The following is a 16,936-nucleotide window of genomic DNA, read 5'->3' as shown; positions in this document are numbered from 1 at the left end:
GAACGGCGGGGGCGGGCCAGGCGGGGCGCTGACGATGTCGGACAGCACGGGGATGCTGTCCGGATCGAGCGAGTCGATCAGCAGCGGTGGCTCGTGGCTGTCATCACCCAGGAGCTCGCGGATCGACTCCAGATCATGCAGCAACTGAACGGGTTTTTGCGGAGGCTTGGGGGTGTCCATGACGGTCAGCGCGGCGATAGGAAAAGGCAGTGTGACAAAGGGTGTGAGCGTTGCCGGACCCTAAAGTTCGACACGTTGCGGATCATACCCGCGCTGGCGGTAGGCGCGGAAATTCTCGCGACAGGCGTTCAGCAGTTCCGGTTGCTGGTTGACGATCTCGATAATGCGGGCAAAGCGCTCGACATGCGGCGACAGGCTGCTGCCGAGGTTGATCAGCACGCCCTGCTCGGCGTTGGGGACCTCGTCGGTGCCCAGTACCACAGGCGACAGCGGCGCATCGCGGTGCAGGTCGTGGGGCACGAAGCGCTCGGCCTTGAACTGCCAGAGCAGGTCATCGAGCTCGCCACACTGCGCCTCGTCGCTGCCACGCAGGAACACCGGCAGGCCGGCGTTCCAGGCCTTCAGTGCCAGCTGGCAGGCGGCCCGCAGGCGCCCGGGGGCGTCGCTGGAGGAAAGGACGTAGAACTCGATTCTGGGCATGATTTCTTCGGCGGTGATAAAGGGCAGACGTAGCCCGGATGCAATCCGGGACAGCTGTATGTCCGCGGATTGCATCCGGGCTACGGAGTGGCATCAGGCCTTGGCGCGATCCAGCAGGTACTGGGTCAGCATCGGGACCGGTCGGCCGGTACCGCCCTTGTCCTTGCCGCCACTGATCCAGGCGGTGCCGGCGATATCCAGGTGCGCCCAGTGGAAGTTCTTGGCGAAGCGCGACAGGAAGCAGCCGGCGGTGATGGTGCCGGCCTTCGGCCCGCCAATGTTGGCGATGTCGGCGAACGGGCTGTCGAGCTGCTCCTGGTACTCGTCGTGCAGCGGCAGCTGCCAGGCGCGGTCGTCGGCGCTTTCGCCAGCCTTGAGGATCTGCCTGATCAGGGCGTCATTGTTGCCCATCAGGCCGGAGACGTTGCTGCCCAGGGCGACGATGCAGGCGCCGGTGAGGGTGGCGATGTCGATCACCGCCTGCGGCTTGAAGCGCTCGGCATAGGTCAGGGTATCGCACAGCACCAGGCGGCCTTCCGCGTCGGTGTTGAGGATTTCCACGGTCTGCCCGCTCATGGTGGTGACGATGTCGCCAGGGCGGGTGGCGCGGCCGCTGGGCATGTTCTCGGCGCAGGCCAGCAGGCACACCAGGTTGATCGGCAGCTGCAGTTCCAACACGGCTTTCAGGGTGCCGAACACGCTGGCGGCGCCGCACATGTCGTACTTCATCTCATCCATGCCGGCGGCCGGTTTGATGCTGATGCCGCCGGTGTCGAAGGTGATGCCCTTGCCGACCAGAGCGAAGGGTTTCTCGTCCTTCTTGCCGCCCTGGTAGTGCATGACGATCATCCGCGGCGGCTGCTCGCTGCCCTGGGCCACGGCGAGGAAGGCGCCGGCGCCGAGTTCCTTGAGCTTCTTCTCGTCGAGGATTTCCACCTTGAGGTTCTTGTACGCCTTGCCCAGGGCCTTGGCCTCTTCGGCCAGGTAGCTGGGGTGGCAGAGGTTCGGCGGCAGGTTGCCCAGGTCCTTGGTGAAGGCCACGCCGGCGGCGATGGCGCGGGCGTGCTGCAGGGCGCGCTCGGCATCGGCCAGCTCGGCCTTGTCGACGGCCAGGGTGACTTTCTTCAGCGCGCGAGGATCGGCTTTCTTGCTCTTGAACTGCTCGAACAGGTAGCTGCCGTCGGCCAGGGTTTCCACGATCAGGCGCGCCTTGCCGTAGGCATCACGGCCCTTGACCTTGAGTTCGCCGAGGGCGAGCAGGGCGTCGCTGCCGCCCAGGCCCTTGAGTACGCCGTGCACGCTGGCAATCAGTTTGCGCAGCTGACGGTCGGACAGATCGCCCTTGCCGCAGCCCACCAGCAGCACGCGCTCGGCCTTGAGGCCCGGCAGGCTGTGCAGCAGCAGGGTCTGCCCCGGTTTGCCGGTGATGTCGCCACGCTTGAGCACGGCGCTCAGTGCGCCTTTGCTGGCCAGGTCCACCGCCTTGGCGGTTTCACTCAGTTTGCGGCCTTCGCCGATGGCGACGACCAGGGTAGCGGTCTTCAGGGTTTCCGGGCGTGTACTTTTGACGAGGAATTCCATAATGAGCTGTCCCCAAGACAAAGAGTCAGGTTTGACGGATAATGTCCGCCATTTTTCGAGGGCTCACCCTGCGGTGGGCCGGCAAGTAGGTGCGGCTAGTTTGAGCGCTCGCGCCTGAGCCTGACAACCCTGGAGCGTCCGGTTTGATCGTCTTCCGTTATCTATCCCGCGAAGTGCTGGTAACTCTCAGTGCGGTAAGTGCCGTACTGCTGGTGATCATCATGAGTGGTCGTTTCATCAAATACCTGGCCCAGGCAGCGCAGGGGGTTCTCGACCCCGGCGTGCTGTTCATGATCATGGGTTACCGGATACCAGGCTTCCTCCAGCTGATTCTGCCGCTGGGCCTGTTCCTCGGTTTTCTGCTGGCTTACGGTCGCCTGTACCTGGACAGCGAGATGACGGTGCTGTCCGCCACCGGTGTCAGCCAGCAGCGTCTGACGGCCTACAGCCTGGCGCCGGCCCTGATCGTCGCTCTGCTGGTGGGCTGGCTCAGCCTCGGCCTGGCGCCGCAAGGCGTTGCCGGCGTGGCGCGCATTCTCAACCAGCAGGACGCCCTGACCGAACTCGACACCCTGGTGCCGGGGCGCTTCCAGTCGATCCGCGACGGCTCGCGGGTGACCTATTCGCAGGAACTCTCCGCCGACCGCAGCGAGCTGCGTGGTGTGTTCATGTCGGAGAAGCGCTTCTCCACCGACGGCACCTCCGAGCGCGGCATCACCGTGCTGGTCGCCGAGAGCGGGCGCCAGGAAATCCAGGACGATGGCAGCCGCTACCTGATTCTGGAGAACGGCTACCGCTACGACGGCGAACCGGGTGAGGCCGACTACCGCGCCATCCAGTACGACACCTACGGCGTGCTGCTGCCCAAGCCCGAGGTCGCCATCGAGGCCAACGAACGTGAGGCGATTCCGACCCGCGATCTGTTCGGCAGCGACGACCCGGTGCTACAGGCTGAGCTGCAGTGGCGCCTGTCCCTGCCGCTGCTGGTGTTCGTGGTCACCCTGCTGGCCGTGCCGCTGTCGAAGGTCAACCCGCGCCAGGGGCGCTTCCTCAAGCTGCTGCCGGCGATCTTCCTCTATATGGCGTACCTGGGGCTGCTGATCGCCGCCCGTGGCGCGCTGGACAAGGGCCGCCTGCCAACGGGGCTCGGGCTGTGGTGGGTGCATGGCATCTTCCTGGCCATCGGTTTGTTGTTGCTGTACTGGGAGCGTCTGAGTCTGTGGTGGGCCAGCCGTCGTGCGGCGGTGTCGGAGGTGGCCCATGGCTAAGCTGGATCGTTACATCGGGGCGCAGGTATTCATCGCCATTCTCGCGGTGCTGGGCATCATTCTCGGCCTCGCGCTGCTGTTCGCCTTCATCGATGAGCTGGGTGACCTGAACAAGGGCGACTACGGTCTCGGCCAGGCTCTCTGGTACGTGCTGCTGACCGCGCCGCGCCGCGCCTACGAGATGCTGCCGATGGCGGCGCTGATCGGCTGCCTGATCGGCCTCGGCACGCTGGCCAGCAACAGCGAGCTGACCATCATGCGTGCCGCTGGCGTGTCCATCGGGCGCATCGTCTGGGCCGTGATGAAGCCCATGCTGGCACTGATGCTGGTCGGCATTCTGATCGGCGAGTACGTCGCGCCGCTCACCGAGAACCAGGCCCAGGCCGATCGTGCCCTGGCCCAGGGCGGCGGCGCTGCGCAGAGTTCCAAGCGCGGCATGTGGCATCGCCAGGGGCAGGAGTACGTGCACATCAACGCCGTACAGCCCAATGGCGTCCTGCTCGGGGTGACCCGTTATCGCTTCGATGACGAGCGCCGGTTGCTGTCGGCCAGCTTCGCCCGTCGCGCCGAGTATCGCGACAGCCACTGGATGCTGCGCAACGTGCAGACCACTCTGTTGCACGAGGACCGCTCCGAGGTGGTCAAGCAGGACCAGGAGCGCTGGGATATCGAGCTCAATCCGGAACTGCTGAATACCGTGGTGATGCAGCCCGAGTCGCTGTCGGTCACCGGCCTGTGGCAGTACATCCACTACCTGGCGGAGCAGGGCCTGAACAACGCGCGTTACTGGCTGGCCTTCTGGACCAAGCTGCTGCAGCCGCTGGTGACCGGGGCGCTGGTGCTGATGGCCATCTCGTTCATCTTCGGCCCGCTGCGCTCGGTGACCCTGGGTCAGCGCGTGTTCACCGGCGTGCTGGTGGGGTTCGTGTTCCGTATCGCCCAGGACCTGCTCGGCCCATCCAGCCTGGTGTTCGGCTTCTCGCCGCTGCTGGCGGTGCTGGTGCCTGCCGGTGTCTGTGCGTTGGCCGGCGTCTGGTTGTTGCGGCGCGCAGGCTGAGTCAGATCCACAAAAAAAGCCGGTTCATTGAACCGGCTTTTTCATGTCTGCCATTGGTTATTTCTTGTGGACGTTCTTGGGTAGCTGCACGACGCGGCTGCCTGAATAGATGTCGTGCCAGGTACGGCCCTGCTTGTCCCACAGCAGCCAGAGAAACCCGAGCCCGGCGAACAGCCAGGAGCCGATCGCGACCACGAAGCGCAGCAGGGCCTGCCACAGGTCGATGGCACTGCCATCGGCATTCTGGATGCGCAGGCCCCAGGCCTGCATGCCCAGGGTCTGGCCATTGTGGGTCCAGAATTTGGCGAAGAAGGCGAACAGCGACAGCAGTGCCAGGCTGGCGAGCACCGGGTCATGGTCCAGCGCGCCGGCTTCGGCCATGGCTCTCAGCGTATCGCCGCCGTGGATCATGCGCAGGATGCCCTGCTGGTAGGCCAGGGTCACGACCATGACCAGGGCGACGCAAAGCAGGAAGTCGTAGAAGATGGCCGCCAGGCGACGAATCAGCCCGGCAGTGGGGAAGTCTCCCTGCGGGCGTAGCGTGTGTTTCGGCATGATGGGCTCGCTGTGACGAAAGTGCGCGCCATTCTAACCGCGAGCGGGCGGAGGGGATAAAAAAGCGTCTCGCTGATCTGTTACCTGGCGCTGCAGGGCGTAGGCCCGAACGACAGGCATAAAAAACCCCTGATGAAGATCAGGGGTTTTTCAAAGCTGCGGCAATCAGCCCAGGATCTGAACCTGGTCGGCCTGCATGCCTTTTTGACCTTGCACAGCGACGAAGCTGACTTTCTGGCCTTCTTTCAGGCTCTTGAAGCCGTTGCCTTCGATCGCGCGGAAGTGCACGAACAGATCCGGACCGCTCTCGGGAGTGATAAAACCAAAACCTTTCTCGTCGTTAAACCACTTGACGGTACCGTTCTGACGATTCGACATGTCTTTTTCCTTGAAACTAGAGTTGATGACAGCCTCCGAGTATAGAGGGCTGAGACTGGTTGCAAGGAGTAATAGAAGTCGAGCGGGATGTAGCGGATCTAGATGATCTGCTGCACCAGAGTCACGATTCACAGCGACCCATGCAAACAGTTCGATCACTCTACGCTAACTTTTGCGCAATTGCCAACCCCTGCCAGGTACGTCGCCAGCCAGGTTTTACGGGGCCTGCCGAGGCGCTGGGAAAGTGCAGCGACAGCAGGATTGCAACAATTGCATGGATTGTTCGTGCAGAAATGAAAAAGCCCGCAAGACCAAAGTCTTGCGGGCCATGTCGTGGTGCCCCGGGGGAGACTCGAACTCCCACTCCTTTCGAAAACGGATTTTGAATCCGCCGCGTCTACCGATTCCGCCACCGGGGCACGATGGCGGCGCAGTATAGGGACGCGTCTTGCGCTGGTCAATCGGCGCTAGTGAAACCCTTGAAATAGATGGCCTCCAGCCCTGTAAGCAGCCTGTTGATGCTACTCCTGAGTGCGCGCTTAGCCCGTTGTGGGCTTGCCGCTGCTGAGTCACGCCCATGCATGTTGGTGACGCAGTGGTGTAGCAATGGTGACGCAGAAAACGACCGCAAGACGCTTCCTTCTCTCCGATGCCTTGGTCGCTCGGGTCAATTGTTCGGGTAACGCACGACAGGTTTTTCACGACAGCCACTTGGTCGGCTTCCAGATGGTCGTAGGCGCTCGCTCAAGGGTCTTTCGTGTTCGGTTGAGGGGTAGCTATAGGACGCTCGGCCACTGGCCTGTAATGAGCGCGGAGGAGGCCAGGGCGGCTGCGTTGGATGCTTTGAAGGCACGCCTTGGGGTTACTGCTAGGCAGGAGGTTGCTCGGGTTGAGGTTGCGCCAGCTCCTGAGCCTGTCAGGGCGCCCAAGCCTAAGACCAAGCCAGCGCCAACGCTGCAAGCTGTCTTCAACGAGTACCGCAGCACACGAAAGCTGAAGTCATCCACCGCTGATGACTATCAGAAGGTCTTCAACCGCTATGCCGCCGACTGGCTGGAGCGAAGCTGGCTGGCTATTTCATCGGATGCTTTCGAGAAACGCTTCAATGAGGTCAGCGCCAAGTCCAAGGCCCAGGCCAATCAGCTTGCCCGAATCTTTTCTGCTGTCTGGTCGTTCGGGGCTGCCAAACACGGCATCACGACGATGAACCCGACTCAGCGTCTCAAGGCGATGGGTGGGCTGCACCACATCAAGCCAAGGGATGGCGTTATTCCTGACTCATTGCAGCCACGGTGGTGGAGGGCTGTGGAGTCTCTGCCTGACAGGGAGGCGTCAGCGGCCTTCATCTTCATTGCGCTCACAGGCTGCAGGAGAGGGGAGGCGCTGAGGCTGAAGACCACGGACATTGACTGGCAGACCAAGACGGTTACTTTCCATGACACCAAGAATGGCAGCGACCACAGGCTTCCTCTCTGCAGGCGTCTTTATGCGATGCTGAAGATTCACTGTGAGGGACGACAGGGGCTGGTCTTCCAGTTGTCGACGCGTCGTCTAGAGCTGATGGTCGAGCATCTGGTTAATCAGTTGCAGTTCAAGTGGTCGCCCCACGACTTGCGGCGGACGTTTGTAACGATTGCCCAGCGAACGCTGAAGGACTTAGCCACAGTGAAACGTTTGGTCAACCACAGTGTTAGTGGCGACGTGACCATGAAGCACTATCTGCGGCTGAGTGTGGAGGACTTGAGGGAGCCGATGCAGGCAGTGGAGGATGCTTTCGAGGAGGTGAAGGCAGGGGAACCGGCCACCGCAAAACACGATGACCGGAATCACAAAGCAGCTACTCGTAATAGCTGACAGTCGCCTTCAGTTGCTCGGCAAAGTTGTAGATGTCGTCCAGCGAGTCAATGGGGTGGCGAGTTTCGTTCTTGTCTTTGTCGAAGATACCCAGGTACTTCTGGCTGCGGTTGAAGTGCAGGCGGCATAGAGGTTTTCGATTGTTGTCATCCAGCAGCACACCGAAATAGCTCTGGGTATCACGATGGATGATTCTCTTTGCGTCAACGACCGTTCGGATGATGGCTTTGACGATGTGAAAGCCTTCCAGCTCCTCCAGAGTGGTGACAATTTTGTCTCCGTCAGAGTCTTTTTCGCTCTTGTCGTTTGGTGTGTCCTGACCTGTGGGCAGCGCTACTGGAGTCATCGCAGGCGCCCCGCTCATTGCTGATTTGAGGCGGTCATTGATCTGGTCGCTGAGGAACTGGGCCAGTGCTTTGCGGGTGAGTTCAGAGAACTGCTCACGTACCTTTTGGGTGAGCATCCCATCGTAAACACGGCTGGCAAATAGTTTGACGAAATCCTCGTCAGGCTTGGAAAACTGACTAGCAATTTCACGCTTGAGCTGACCGACGTATTTCAGTTCGCCGGCTGCACTGATGATGGACTCTACATCGAAGGCCACCTTGGTGAGCTTCTGCAGCTCTGGGATGACATGTTCGTCAATGTCGAGCAGGTCTAGCTCCAAGAATGGCTTGTCATCCATTTTGTTGGGAGCATCAAGGTCGGTGAAAAACTTGAAGACCTGTCCATTCGTCAGGATTGAGATCCGTGCGTTTGTTACATGGAAGTACCGGAAAAGCTGGCCTGCATGGTTGACGTTCAGTGGTTCGCCAATCTTCTTGCACTCTATGAGTATCTGCACATCTCCGTTTTTGAGAATGGCGTAGTCAATCTTTTCGCCTTTCTTCGTTCCTACGTCGCAGATGTACTCAGGGGTCACTTCTGACGGGTCGAAGACGTCATAACCGAGCACCGAGTGGATGAAGGGCATGACGAAAGCATTTTTAGTCGCCTCTTCAGTCTGAATCGTTGATGCCTGCTGACGAATTTTGGTCGCCAGCGCGCCAAGCCTTTCGTGGAATTCCATGTCTCTCTCCTTTTTGAAGACTGCGCCCATCCTAGTGCTGGCGTTTTGCCCTTGCAATCACGCACAGGTCAAAAGGTTTTGGTAGAAAAATTTGACAGTCCCAAGATGCTGGCAATGCCAATTTAGCGCTAGCCAACGCGCCAGGGATTAGGCAATCGCAAAGGCAGTTGCTCAAAGACCAGCGACCAAGGCGAGTGTAGGTCATGACTCAGCGCATAGACTTGCCCGCACTCCTAATACGGTGGCAGGATTTACGACAGTTCGTTGCGAGCTAGTCAGAGGTAATTTTTGCGCTCAAGCAGCGGCGGAAATCCTCAGTCCGCCACCTCTCGACGACTCCTTCTTACAGACACTGCTATCGCTAGGTTGAGCTGTCAGAAGGGAGGTCGCCTGATCTGCCACGATTCTCAGCTTGTTGGTTTTCAGATCGTGGTAGGCGCACGCACCAAGAACTTCCGGATCCGGGTATATCGCTCTTTCACTCCACTGGGGAGTTGGCCGGTAGTAAGCGCTGACGAAGCTCGCGCTGCAGCACTGACGCTGCTTAGAAACAGTCTAGCCGCCGGCCCCCTCTACTCAGATTACGAAGGCACACTGGTGGTTAGGGCGCAGCAGAGGCCGCCTCGGATGAACGCCTCGTCGCTCACGCTGCAACAACTGCTCGACGTTTATTTGTCGACACGGCGATTGAAGCCGAGAACAGCAGAAGACTATCAGTCCGTTATAGATCGCTATGCGAAAGACTGGCGCAACGCTGATTGGCAGGCAATTACCACCGACAGTTTTGAGGCGCGCTTCGGCACTGTCAGTGAGCGCTCCCATGCACAGGCCAACTATCTCGTTCGCGTCATATCCGCCCTTTGGTCGTTCGGCTGCGCCAAATACGATGTAACCCTTCCCAACCCTACGCAACGGATCAAGGCATTGGGAGGATTGCACGTCATCAAACCAAAAGACCGCTTACTTCCTGATGCCCTTCACCCCAAATGGTGGAAGGAGGTTGCTGCGCTGCGGGATAAAGAAGCATCCGCTTTCTTATCCTTCGTTGCTCTGACCGGTTGCAGGAGGTCTGAAGCGCTGGGCTTGGAAGCTACCGATATCGACTGGCATTCCAGAACGGTGACATTCCCCGATACCAAGAACGGAATGACACATCGACTACCTCTTGGAACCCGCTTATTTGGCTATCTCTATGACCACTGCCACGGGCGCACTGGTCGCGTATTCAGGCTCAATGGGCGCGGGATAACGGCTTCTACCGCAGAGGTTTCAGAAAGGATCGGCTTCAAATGGACGGCTCACGACTTAAGGCGAACCTTCGTGACGGTTGCCCAGAGGACGCTGAGAGATCTGGCCACAGTGAAGAAGCTCGTAAACCATAGCTCTGGTGCTGATGTCACCATGAAGCACTATCTGCGCCTGAGCGTGGAGGATCTGCGAGAGCCAATGCAGCGGGTTGAAGATGCGTTCGATAACCTGCGCACGCAGCCGCACATTTTTGGCGAAAAAATCTGAGCGCCTTTTTGTAATAGGGAATTGAGCGTCTTCCCCCCCGTACCGGGGTGGGGTCGTTCATTTCGTTCGTAGCCCTTTTCCTCGCAAGATCCACACAGCATCGGCAGCCCTTGCCCTTCGCTGGCGCGTCCAGCCCCCTGCCAAGCTTCAGCACCTTAGCCCCCTACCGGCCAGTGCTTAGGCGTTCTCTTTGGGTATACCTCAGCGACAATAGCAATAGCCTCCTGGCTTGTTGTCGTTTGGCATGGTCTTGACCACTCATACGGCAACATGCATAGTGACAACACCTAAACGACAACAAGGAGCTGTCACCAATGTTTGTCCGTGCGTATCTCCGGGCATCCACTACTGAGCAAGATGCTAGCCGAGCGCGGTCTGCCCTGGACGCCTTCGCCCAAAGCTATGGCCAGCACATCGCTAGCTACTACACCGAGAACGAAAGCGGCGCCTCTCTGCAGCGCCCTGAACTGTTCCGCCTGCTGGCCGACGCGAAGCCGGGGGATGTTCTCTTGGTTGAGCAGGTCGACCGTCTGAGCCGCCTCACTGAGGGCGACTGGCAACAACTCCGGGCGACCATCAAGGCGAAGGAGGTGCGGGTCGTTGCCCTGGATCTACCGACCTCTCACCAATTCATGGCCAGCAACAGCAACACCGCAGCCGATGCCTTCACCTCTCGGATGCTGGGCGCCATCAATGACATGCTGCTGGACATGCTCGCAGCGGTTGCCCGGAAAGACTACGAAGACAGACGCAGACGCCAGAACGAAGGCATCGCCAAGGCCAAGGCCCAGGGGGCTTACAAGGGCCGAGGCATCGACAAGGATAAGCACGCCAGCATCCTGGCCCTGTTGAACAAGGGAACAGGTATCAGAGAGACGGCCAAGCTCTTGAGGGTCAGCACCAGCACTGTGCTTAGAGCCAGAGACAAGGCCAGCGCCACAGCCTGAGGCCTATCACCAGTACCACAAAAAAGACGAAGCCCCCGAAGGTCACCCAACGGGGGCTTGATGTATCTGAGGGGGATATTCACACCATTGGTGGAATTCAGCCGAGGAAGTTAGCCAACCCCAGCGACTCTAGGGCATCCTCCGAGCGCTCAAAAGCCCATGCCTGAGTGTGAGGTTTAAGCAACTATGCGCTCTGGACTCCTGGTATCTTCTTGGTTACTTCCGACCAGTAATCCTGCCGCGTTAGCGCCTAGCCTACAAAGACGTGTGCTCCCCTGTTATTTTCATTACTATCCAGCAACGCAACTACTAGAAATCAAAAGTTATAGCGTCAAGCTATACGCTCTGCCTATACAACTTTAGTGCTAGGGTCAGTTCTAAGACTCAGAACAAAAGAGTTTCGTGAGTAAATGCCACCGATTAGCTGTCTTCCGGGATGAAGATGCAAAGTCCCCCCATTCAACCTTGCCATAGCTCGCGCCAGGTATAGGCCCAGGCCCGCACCATTTAGACCTTCGCTATGGGCTCGCCTACCTGAAACTCCTTCTTCAAAAATCACTTCCTCTTCGTCATTCGATATAGATAGACTTTCCATCTCAAAACGAATGTCTATGAAGCCATTACCATCATAAGATGTTGTGACATTCAAATAACTATTACGCATCGCATATTTAGCGGCATTTTCTACAAGATAATATATGCAGGCGTGAATTGACTCGTAGTCAAAAAGAGCCTGCAGCCTCGTTGGCTCAACTCGCGCCTTTATCTTACGATCCAAGAATTCGCCAAAAAATAAATAAAAGACATTCATCAAAACCCTATGGATATCGTGAACCTCCATTTTGGTCGAGTCAATCTTGCCAGAGAGCTTTTCAAAGGCAGAGTACTCTGCCTTTTGCGCCAACTGATGCTTAAGTATCTCCATAAGAGCCTTTGCTGTATCACGGGAGTTATCCTTTACCTCCTCAGCAACATAATCCAAAGCCTCTTTAGGGCTGCCCATTAAAGCGTCCTGCTTAACCAGGTAGAATATTTCCTGGCTTGTTTTTGCAGTGATGCTCTTGAGATTATGAATGAGTCGCTTTGTTCGTTGCTCAGCACGCTTGGCCGAAGTATCGATTAGCGGCGCAGCGGCAATTACCGTCCGCACCTCAATATCCATAATCTTCCTGCTTTTTACTTTATCCGCATCAAAGGAAAACGCCACGGCAGTATAAATGCCTTCGGAATATCTGACGAGCCTAGCCTTACGCCCCCGAAAATTCGTTACTTTTGTACCAGCACTGGGGAGCTCTTTCTTGCACAAAGCTAAGTCAGTACCTAGCTGATCAATAAGAGGCTCTGCACGTTCATGACTCCAAAGGGCGATTTTAGAAATTTGTTCAAGCATTCTTTTTCATAACCCGCACAATGGTGTCTTCAAAGCGAATGGGTTCGGCCGTTTTAGGCAGATTATAGTCCGCCTCTTGCAAGGCCTCATGAAAGCGCTCGCCCTCCTCTTGTGCAGAGTAGATGATGACCTTCTTCTCTGGATATCTTCTTTTGATAGCCAGCGCGAGCCCCAAGCCTTCATCACCATAATGCATCATCTTTCCGACGCCCTGAATGTCAACAAACACAACATTTGCGTCAACTAACTGGGACTGCTCCAGAGAGCTTGCATCAACAACAATCTTTGTATGCTCCCACCCCATCTTCTTTAAAATCCCAACAATTTTAAAGCCCCGGTCGTCATCAATAAATAGTATTCTTACATTCTTCTTGAGCGTCGGTATATCAAATGAAGACAAAGCATCTTGCGAGCTTGAGGATCCAGAATTATTTTCGCCAGACGAAAGATGTAAGTTAACCACGTTAGCGTTAGATACGTTTTGACTATTAATCACCTCCCCTAAGACCTCTCCTTCTGACTTAACAGGCCTACCCTTCTTTTTCCAAAAGAAAAGACCTCCCGCTATAGCAATTATCCCTGCCCCAAGAGAAACCCACTTCTCCATCACATCCAAATTGAAATCCATATGGCGAGCTCCTTTGTTCCCTAGTTTTTTATGTTCAACAGGAAAGTATTTTCCTCAAGTCGGCCTGAATTTACCAGCGCGCTCAATCAGACCAATGAGTTACTGACATAGGCCTCTGTTCAGACCATTTTGGAGAGACAACATGAACGCACTGACCGCCCTGAACACCAACGCCACTCTGACCATGAGCAGCCGCGAGATTGCTGAGCTGACCGGGAAGGAACACAAGAACGTCCTAGCTGACATCCGCAAGATGCTGGGCGAGCTGGGCGAAGCTGCGGCTGATTTTTCAGCCACTGCTCAAGTCCCTGGCCCGAACAACTCCGTCCGCACCGTTGAGGTCTTCAACCTCCCGAAAGACCTGACCATCACTCTGGTCTCTGGCTACAACGTCCAGATGCGCTACGCCATCACCAAGCGCTGGATGGAACTGGAGGCCCAGCAAGCGCCGAAGCTGCCGACCTCCTTCGCTGAAGCCCTGCGCCTCGCCGCCGAGCTGGAAGAGCAGAAGGAACAGCTCCGTCTTCAGAACGAAGCGATGAAGCCTGATGCCCAGGTCGGTATGGTCGTTGGCCAGCGTAAGCATTTGACTGTGTGCGACTTCGTGGGCCGCTTCCCTGGCGTGAACAAGTCCCAGATTCAGAACCGCCTGGGCGCTTTGGGATACCTGCACCGCCGTACCGGCACATGGACAGTGTGCTCCAAGTACCGTGACAAGCTCTTCGCCAACCGTTTCTCCCCTGAGGGTTACTCGGTAGTCGTCGCGCTGGAGAAGGACCAGAAGAAACTGGTCGACCTGTACCTGAGTGGTCAGCTCGTTATGAAGCAGGGCTACAGCCCGGTAAGCGCCGAGGAGCTGGAGGCCAAGCTGAATGCTGAGTAAGTCCGACTACGCCCTGCGAGGCTCTCTCTACGAAGTCCAGAAAACCCTGGGAGCGTTCTTCGGGCGGTGCGAAGTCACCGTCCGTGAGGGCAAGCCGCTGACGCCTCTTTACCCCCAGTACTAGCAGAAAGAAAAGCGCTCAAAGCCGCGTATTTCCTGTCTCTGAACACACTCCCTTGGCGATACCTCCCGACACCCTGCAGGGCTACCCCTGGCGGGGCGATGCGTTCGTCTATCACATAGGAACACTACCCGATGAAGCATCAACTTCCTGCGCCCCTGGTGCGCTTCCACGTCCACATGCGCCGCGACCATGCCACCCAGTTGGTCGCCCTGGCCAACGCCTTGGCACAGCGGAAGGGGCGCGACACACGCTTGGGCGAAGCCCTGGAGCTGGCCCTGGTTGCTGGCCTGAGCAAATCGCTTGCCGACCTCTTGGAGCTTGCTCAGAACGACAAGGATGCCCCTCACTGGCTGCAGCTTGGCTCGGTCAACCGCATGGGCGGGAAGGCGCTCACCCCGGCTGAACTGAGCCGCTAAGGGGGCGCATGGAACAACTACCGAGCGCTGCCCTCAGTGACGTCGAGACCAAGACTGTTGCTGTTCTCTCTTATGAGCTGGGCCATCGCTTTTATGTCGATATCGAGTCAGGCGAAATCCTGAATCTCACAGATCAAATGCAGGAGGCTCCCCTAGCATTGACGAAGCGTGACCTGAGGAGTGCTCCCGATGTTGGGCTTGATACACCTTGGGTCAATCACGCCAGAAACGATGAGGAGCTATGGCGGGCTGTCGAGACATTTGACTGGTGGATAGATCGGCTGGTTTATGACGCCGACAAGATCCTGAGCCTTCTTGATACCGGGGTGAGCGACAAGGCCGTCAGGGTATTCAAGCATCTTGCCTGCGGGCTATCGGCGCGCAACATCTGGTTTGGCTCCATAGCTGAGCTATCCGAGGCATTGGGCACTCCGCAGCGTAACGTCGAGCGGGCTTTGGCTGATCTGGAGCGGCATCGTCTGATTGAGCGCAAACACCAAGGCCGATACTGGCCAATGAAAATCAGCCTCCACCCTTGGTACGCATGGAAAGGTGACCTTCAGGCCAGAGACCAAGCATTGCAGCAGTGGGTACTCAGAACCGCCAAAAATGGCGGCAGATCTTGGCTGCAGGCCGCTGGTATCAAGGGGGTGGAGAAGCCCCCAGTAATATAAAAGACCACCAAGACCACTGCCTCCCAGAGGTCTCCGGGTGTTCGCTCTGGTGCGGTTGTTGTAGTTGCCCCTTTCAATGGCAAACCAAGCAAAGACCAGCACCAAGGCCATCTCCTAGCGAAGCCCTCAGCCTTGCACCCAGCCAGCGTATGGCGTCCCCTCTGCGTTTGGTCTTCCCTCGCAGGCCTTCGGCCTCGACCACCTGAACTACATCACTGGAAGTCTCCACCTGAGAAACGTCAGGAGGGGGAGGTCTGCCTGCACTTCAGACAAGGAACACTTACCCATGAACACCTACACCATCTACACCGACGGCGCATGCACCAACAACGGAAAGCCCAACGCTAGAGCAGGCTGGGGCGCTGTTCTGACCAACCCGCAAGGCGACACCCTGGAGCTTGCCGGGCCAGTCCCCGAGGCCCAGGAGCAGACTAACAGCCGAGCCGAACTCATGGTCTTGGTCGAGGCTCTGGAGCGATGCACTCAGCCTGTGCCTATCACCTTGCACACCGATAGCGGATACATCGCCAACGCCTGCAATGGGCACCTGGAAGCCTGGAAGGCCAAGGGCTGGAAGAAGGCCGACAAGAAACCACCGAAGCACCTCGACTTATGGCAACGCCTGGCTCAACTACTGCTGGAGAAGGACGTCACTGTCTGCTGGGTAAGGGGACACAACGGCATGCAAGGTAACGAGCGGGCAGATGTTCTGGCGAGGCTTGGGGCGACCGGGAGGACGTACAAAAAACGAGTCAGGAGAGTGGCTGAGGAAGTGGCGTAGAAGGGAATCTTGAAGCCGATTGACGAGGCTGTCAGGATCGAGTCTTAACCGTGACTCAGCGGTGTAGCAGCGGCCTTGATGGTCTGAAAGGTGCGATCTAGAGGGGTTTGGTAGTTGGCTGGAGTCATTTTGAATCCGCCGCGTCTACCGATTCCGCCACCGGGGCACGATGGCGGCGCAGTATAGGGACGCGTCTTGCGCTGGTCAATCGGCGCAGCTGTCGTGGCAACGCTATGGTTGGGACACTGTGTAGCAGCGCTGCATCTGACTTTTTATTGCGTCGGTGCTTAGAATCACGTCTGTCATCAAGCGCACCGAGGTGAGTGCTTATATAGGTGGCTTTGGGCAGTCCGGTCATGGAGGGGGAGTGTGGTCAGAGTCTTGTGCCGGGCAATTCTGCTGTGGCTGGCGCTCGTGCCCGTGGCGCGGGCGGAGGTGCTGGTCTATGCCGTCACCGATGAGAGCTGGGCGCCGTACTGGATTGTCGACGGCGAGCGGATCAGCGGCATCCTGCACGATTTCATGATCGCGCTGGATGCGCGCCTGCCGGACGACCTGCAGGCCAGCCACCCGCTGCCGCCGCTGCGCACGCAGAAGCTGTTCCGCGAGGGGCAGGTGCAGATCGAATGTTGCGTGAGCCAGAGTTGGCGGCGCGCTGCCGGGCAGGCCGAGGTTTCGCTCTGGAGCATACCGGTGCTGGACGCTGAAGAGATGCTGCTCTTCGCGCCGGGCAGGGGATTTCCCTTCCGGCACCTCGAAGACCTGCGTGGCCGCTCCATCGCCACGGTGCGGGGCTACGGCTATGTGGGCAGCGAGTATTTCCAGCGCAACGATGGTGCCGATGCCCATGCGCTGATCTTCCGGGTCGCCCAGGGGCACAGCGAGGCCGGTATTCTCGACCGGCTGGAGTGGCGCTACCTGAGAAGTCGCGATCCTCAACTGCAGGCGCCGAGCTGGCAGGTGGAGGAGGGCGCCGTGATCAATCGCTCGCAGTTGCGTCTGCGCTTGCATCGTGACCATGCCGGGCACCTGGCGGCGATCAACGAGGCGATAAGGGCCCTGCAGGAGGACGGTACCCTGGCGCGTATCGTTGCAGAGTACGCGCCGCAGGCTCACGTGGCCGGACAAGGGGAAATCCGGTAAGCTTTGCGGCCCT

17 protein-coding genes, 1 tRNA gene and 1 pseudogene are annotated in these 16,936 nt (G+C 58.2%); 10 read left to right on the top strand and 9 right to left on the bottom strand.

The genetic code is table 11. The annotated features are described in order from the left end of the window. The 3 genes and pseudogenes from EWH21_RS18755 to EWH21_RS18745 form a co-directional block, all read right to left on the bottom strand. Window positions 1-180: pseudogene (locus EWH21_RS18755) on the bottom strand (DNA polymerase III subunit chi); the annotation flags it as partial. A 60-nt stretch (window positions 181-240) separates the two neighbouring features. Beyond that, window positions 241-660: a DNA polymerase III subunit chi gene (locus tag EWH21_RS18750; RefSeq protein ID WP_277699048.1), complete on the bottom strand. Its 420-nt coding sequence runs from the start codon at window positions 658-660 to the stop codon at window positions 241-243. A gap of 93 nt (window positions 661-753) precedes the next feature. Continuing rightward, window positions 754-2,241 carry a leucyl aminopeptidase gene (locus EWH21_RS18745; protein WP_152489454.1) on the bottom strand — a complete coding sequence of 496 codons (1,488 nt, stop codon included), beginning with the start codon at window positions 2,239-2,241 and terminating at the stop codon, window positions 754-756. Window positions 2,242-2,384: 143 nt separating this feature from the next. On the opposite strand from EWH21_RS18745, the gene lptF reads away from it, so the two are divergent. Together lptF and lptG are read left to right on the top strand one after the other, a co-directional pair. Continuing rightward, window positions 2,385-3,509, top strand: a complete 1,125-nt coding sequence (gene lptF, locus EWH21_RS18740) for an LPS export ABC transporter permease LptF (protein ID WP_037049636.1) — start codon at window positions 2,385-2,387, stop codon at window positions 3,507-3,509. After that, window positions 3,502-4,566 carry an LPS export ABC transporter permease LptG gene (gene lptG / locus EWH21_RS18735; protein ID WP_134676976.1) on the top strand — a complete coding sequence of 355 codons (1,065 nt, stop codon included), beginning with the start codon at window positions 3,502-3,504 and terminating at the stop codon, window positions 4,564-4,566. Before lptF ends, lptG begins: the two co-directional genes overlap by 8 nt. A gap of 57 nt (window positions 4,567-4,623) precedes the next feature. On the opposite strand, the gene EWH21_RS18730 is transcribed toward lptG, so the two are convergent. The 3 genes from EWH21_RS18730 to EWH21_RS18720 all read right to left on the bottom strand — a co-directional run bounded on the left by EWH21_RS18730 (window position 4,624) and on the right by EWH21_RS18720 (window position 5,918). Next, window positions 4,624-5,121, bottom strand: coding sequence for an RDD family protein (locus tag EWH21_RS18730; RefSeq protein WP_037049632.1), 498 nt, complete (start codon window positions 5,119-5,121; stop codon window positions 4,624-4,626). 165 nt (window positions 5,122-5,286) lie between these two features. Further along, on the bottom strand, window positions 5,287-5,499 hold the full coding sequence (locus EWH21_RS18725) for a cold-shock protein (RefSeq protein WP_003298189.1): 213 nt from the start codon (window positions 5,497-5,499) through the stop codon (window positions 5,287-5,289). A gap of 334 nt (window positions 5,500-5,833) precedes the next feature. Then, window positions 5,834-5,918: transfer RNA gene (locus tag EWH21_RS18720), tRNA-Leu, on the bottom strand. 415 nt (window positions 5,919-6,333) lie between these two features. Between EWH21_RS18720 and EWH21_RS18715 the strand changes: the two genes are divergently transcribed. Beyond that, window positions 6,334-7,353 carry a tyrosine-type recombinase/integrase gene (locus EWH21_RS18715; protein WP_277699047.1) on the top strand — a complete coding sequence of 340 codons (1,020 nt, stop codon included), beginning with the start codon at window positions 6,334-6,336 and terminating at the stop codon, window positions 7,351-7,353. Here the strand turns inward: EWH21_RS18715 and EWH21_RS18710 are convergent. Then, window positions 7,337-8,422, bottom strand: coding sequence for a type I restriction endonuclease (locus tag EWH21_RS18710; protein WP_206596341.1), 1,086 nt, complete (start codon window positions 8,420-8,422; stop codon window positions 7,337-7,339). The two genes, EWH21_RS18715 and EWH21_RS18710, sit on opposite strands and share 17 nt — an antisense overlap. Window positions 8,423-9,049: 627 nt before the next feature. On the opposite strand from EWH21_RS18710, the gene EWH21_RS18705 reads away from it, so the two are divergent. After that, a complete protein-coding gene (locus EWH21_RS18705; RefSeq protein ID WP_277699046.1) occupies window positions 9,050-9,937 on the top strand; it encodes a tyrosine-type recombinase/integrase in 888 nt (295 codons plus the stop codon). A gap of 314 nt (window positions 9,938-10,251) precedes the next feature. Further along, window positions 10,252-10,884, top strand: coding sequence for a recombinase family protein (locus tag EWH21_RS18700; RefSeq protein WP_277699045.1), 633 nt, complete (start codon window positions 10,252-10,254; stop codon window positions 10,882-10,884). Window positions 10,885-11,233: 349 nt separating this feature from the next. On the opposite strand, the gene EWH21_RS18695 is transcribed toward EWH21_RS18700, so the two are convergent. Together EWH21_RS18695 and EWH21_RS18690 are read right to left on the bottom strand one after the other, a co-directional pair. Continuing rightward, complete coding sequence (locus EWH21_RS18695; protein WP_277699044.1) at window positions 11,234-12,274, bottom strand: ATP-binding protein; 1,041 nt, start codon at window positions 12,272-12,274, stop codon at window positions 11,234-11,236. Then, window positions 12,267-12,902 (bottom strand): hypothetical protein, encoded by a 636-nt coding sequence (locus EWH21_RS18690; protein ID WP_277699043.1) that lies wholly within the window; start codon window positions 12,900-12,902, stop codon window positions 12,267-12,269. Before EWH21_RS18690 ends, EWH21_RS18695 begins: the two co-directional genes overlap by 8 nt. Window positions 12,903-13,044: 142 nt before the next feature. Between EWH21_RS18690 and EWH21_RS18685 the strand changes: the two genes are divergently transcribed. The 5 genes from EWH21_RS18685 (at window position 13,045) to EWH21_RS18665 (ending at window position 16,923) form a co-directional block, all read left to right on the top strand. Beyond that, window positions 13,045-13,785, top strand: a complete 741-nt coding sequence (locus EWH21_RS18685) for a Rha family transcriptional regulator (protein ID WP_277699042.1) — start codon at window positions 13,045-13,047, stop codon at window positions 13,783-13,785. 255 nt (window positions 13,786-14,040) lie between these two features. Further along, complete coding sequence (locus EWH21_RS18680) at window positions 14,041-14,325, top strand: hypothetical protein (protein ID WP_277699041.1); 285 nt, start codon at window positions 14,041-14,043, stop codon at window positions 14,323-14,325. A gap of 8 nt (window positions 14,326-14,333) precedes the next feature. Next, on the top strand, window positions 14,334-14,999 hold the full coding sequence (locus EWH21_RS18675; protein ID WP_277699040.1) for a helix-turn-helix domain-containing protein: 666 nt from the start codon (window positions 14,334-14,336) through the stop codon (window positions 14,997-14,999). A 286-nt stretch (window positions 15,000-15,285) separates the two neighbouring features. Further along, a complete protein-coding gene (locus EWH21_RS18670; protein WP_277699039.1) occupies window positions 15,286-15,780 on the top strand; it encodes a ribonuclease H in 495 nt (164 codons plus the stop codon). 369 nt (window positions 15,781-16,149) lie between these two features. Next, on the top strand, window positions 16,150-16,923 hold the full coding sequence (locus EWH21_RS18665; RefSeq protein ID WP_277699038.1) for an ABC transporter substrate-binding protein: 774 nt from the start codon (window positions 16,150-16,152) through the stop codon (window positions 16,921-16,923). Window positions 16,924-16,936: the final 13 nt, after the last annotated feature.

Origin of the sequence: Pseudomonas sp. REST10 (genome assembly GCF_029542605.1) — a bacterium.
Classification (GTDB): Bacteria; Pseudomonadota; Gammaproteobacteria; order Pseudomonadales; family Pseudomonadaceae; genus Aquipseudomonas; species Aquipseudomonas khazarica.
The sequence above is the reverse complement of the archived record's forward strand: the minus strand, read 5'-3'. Positions and strand labels throughout refer to the sequence as shown.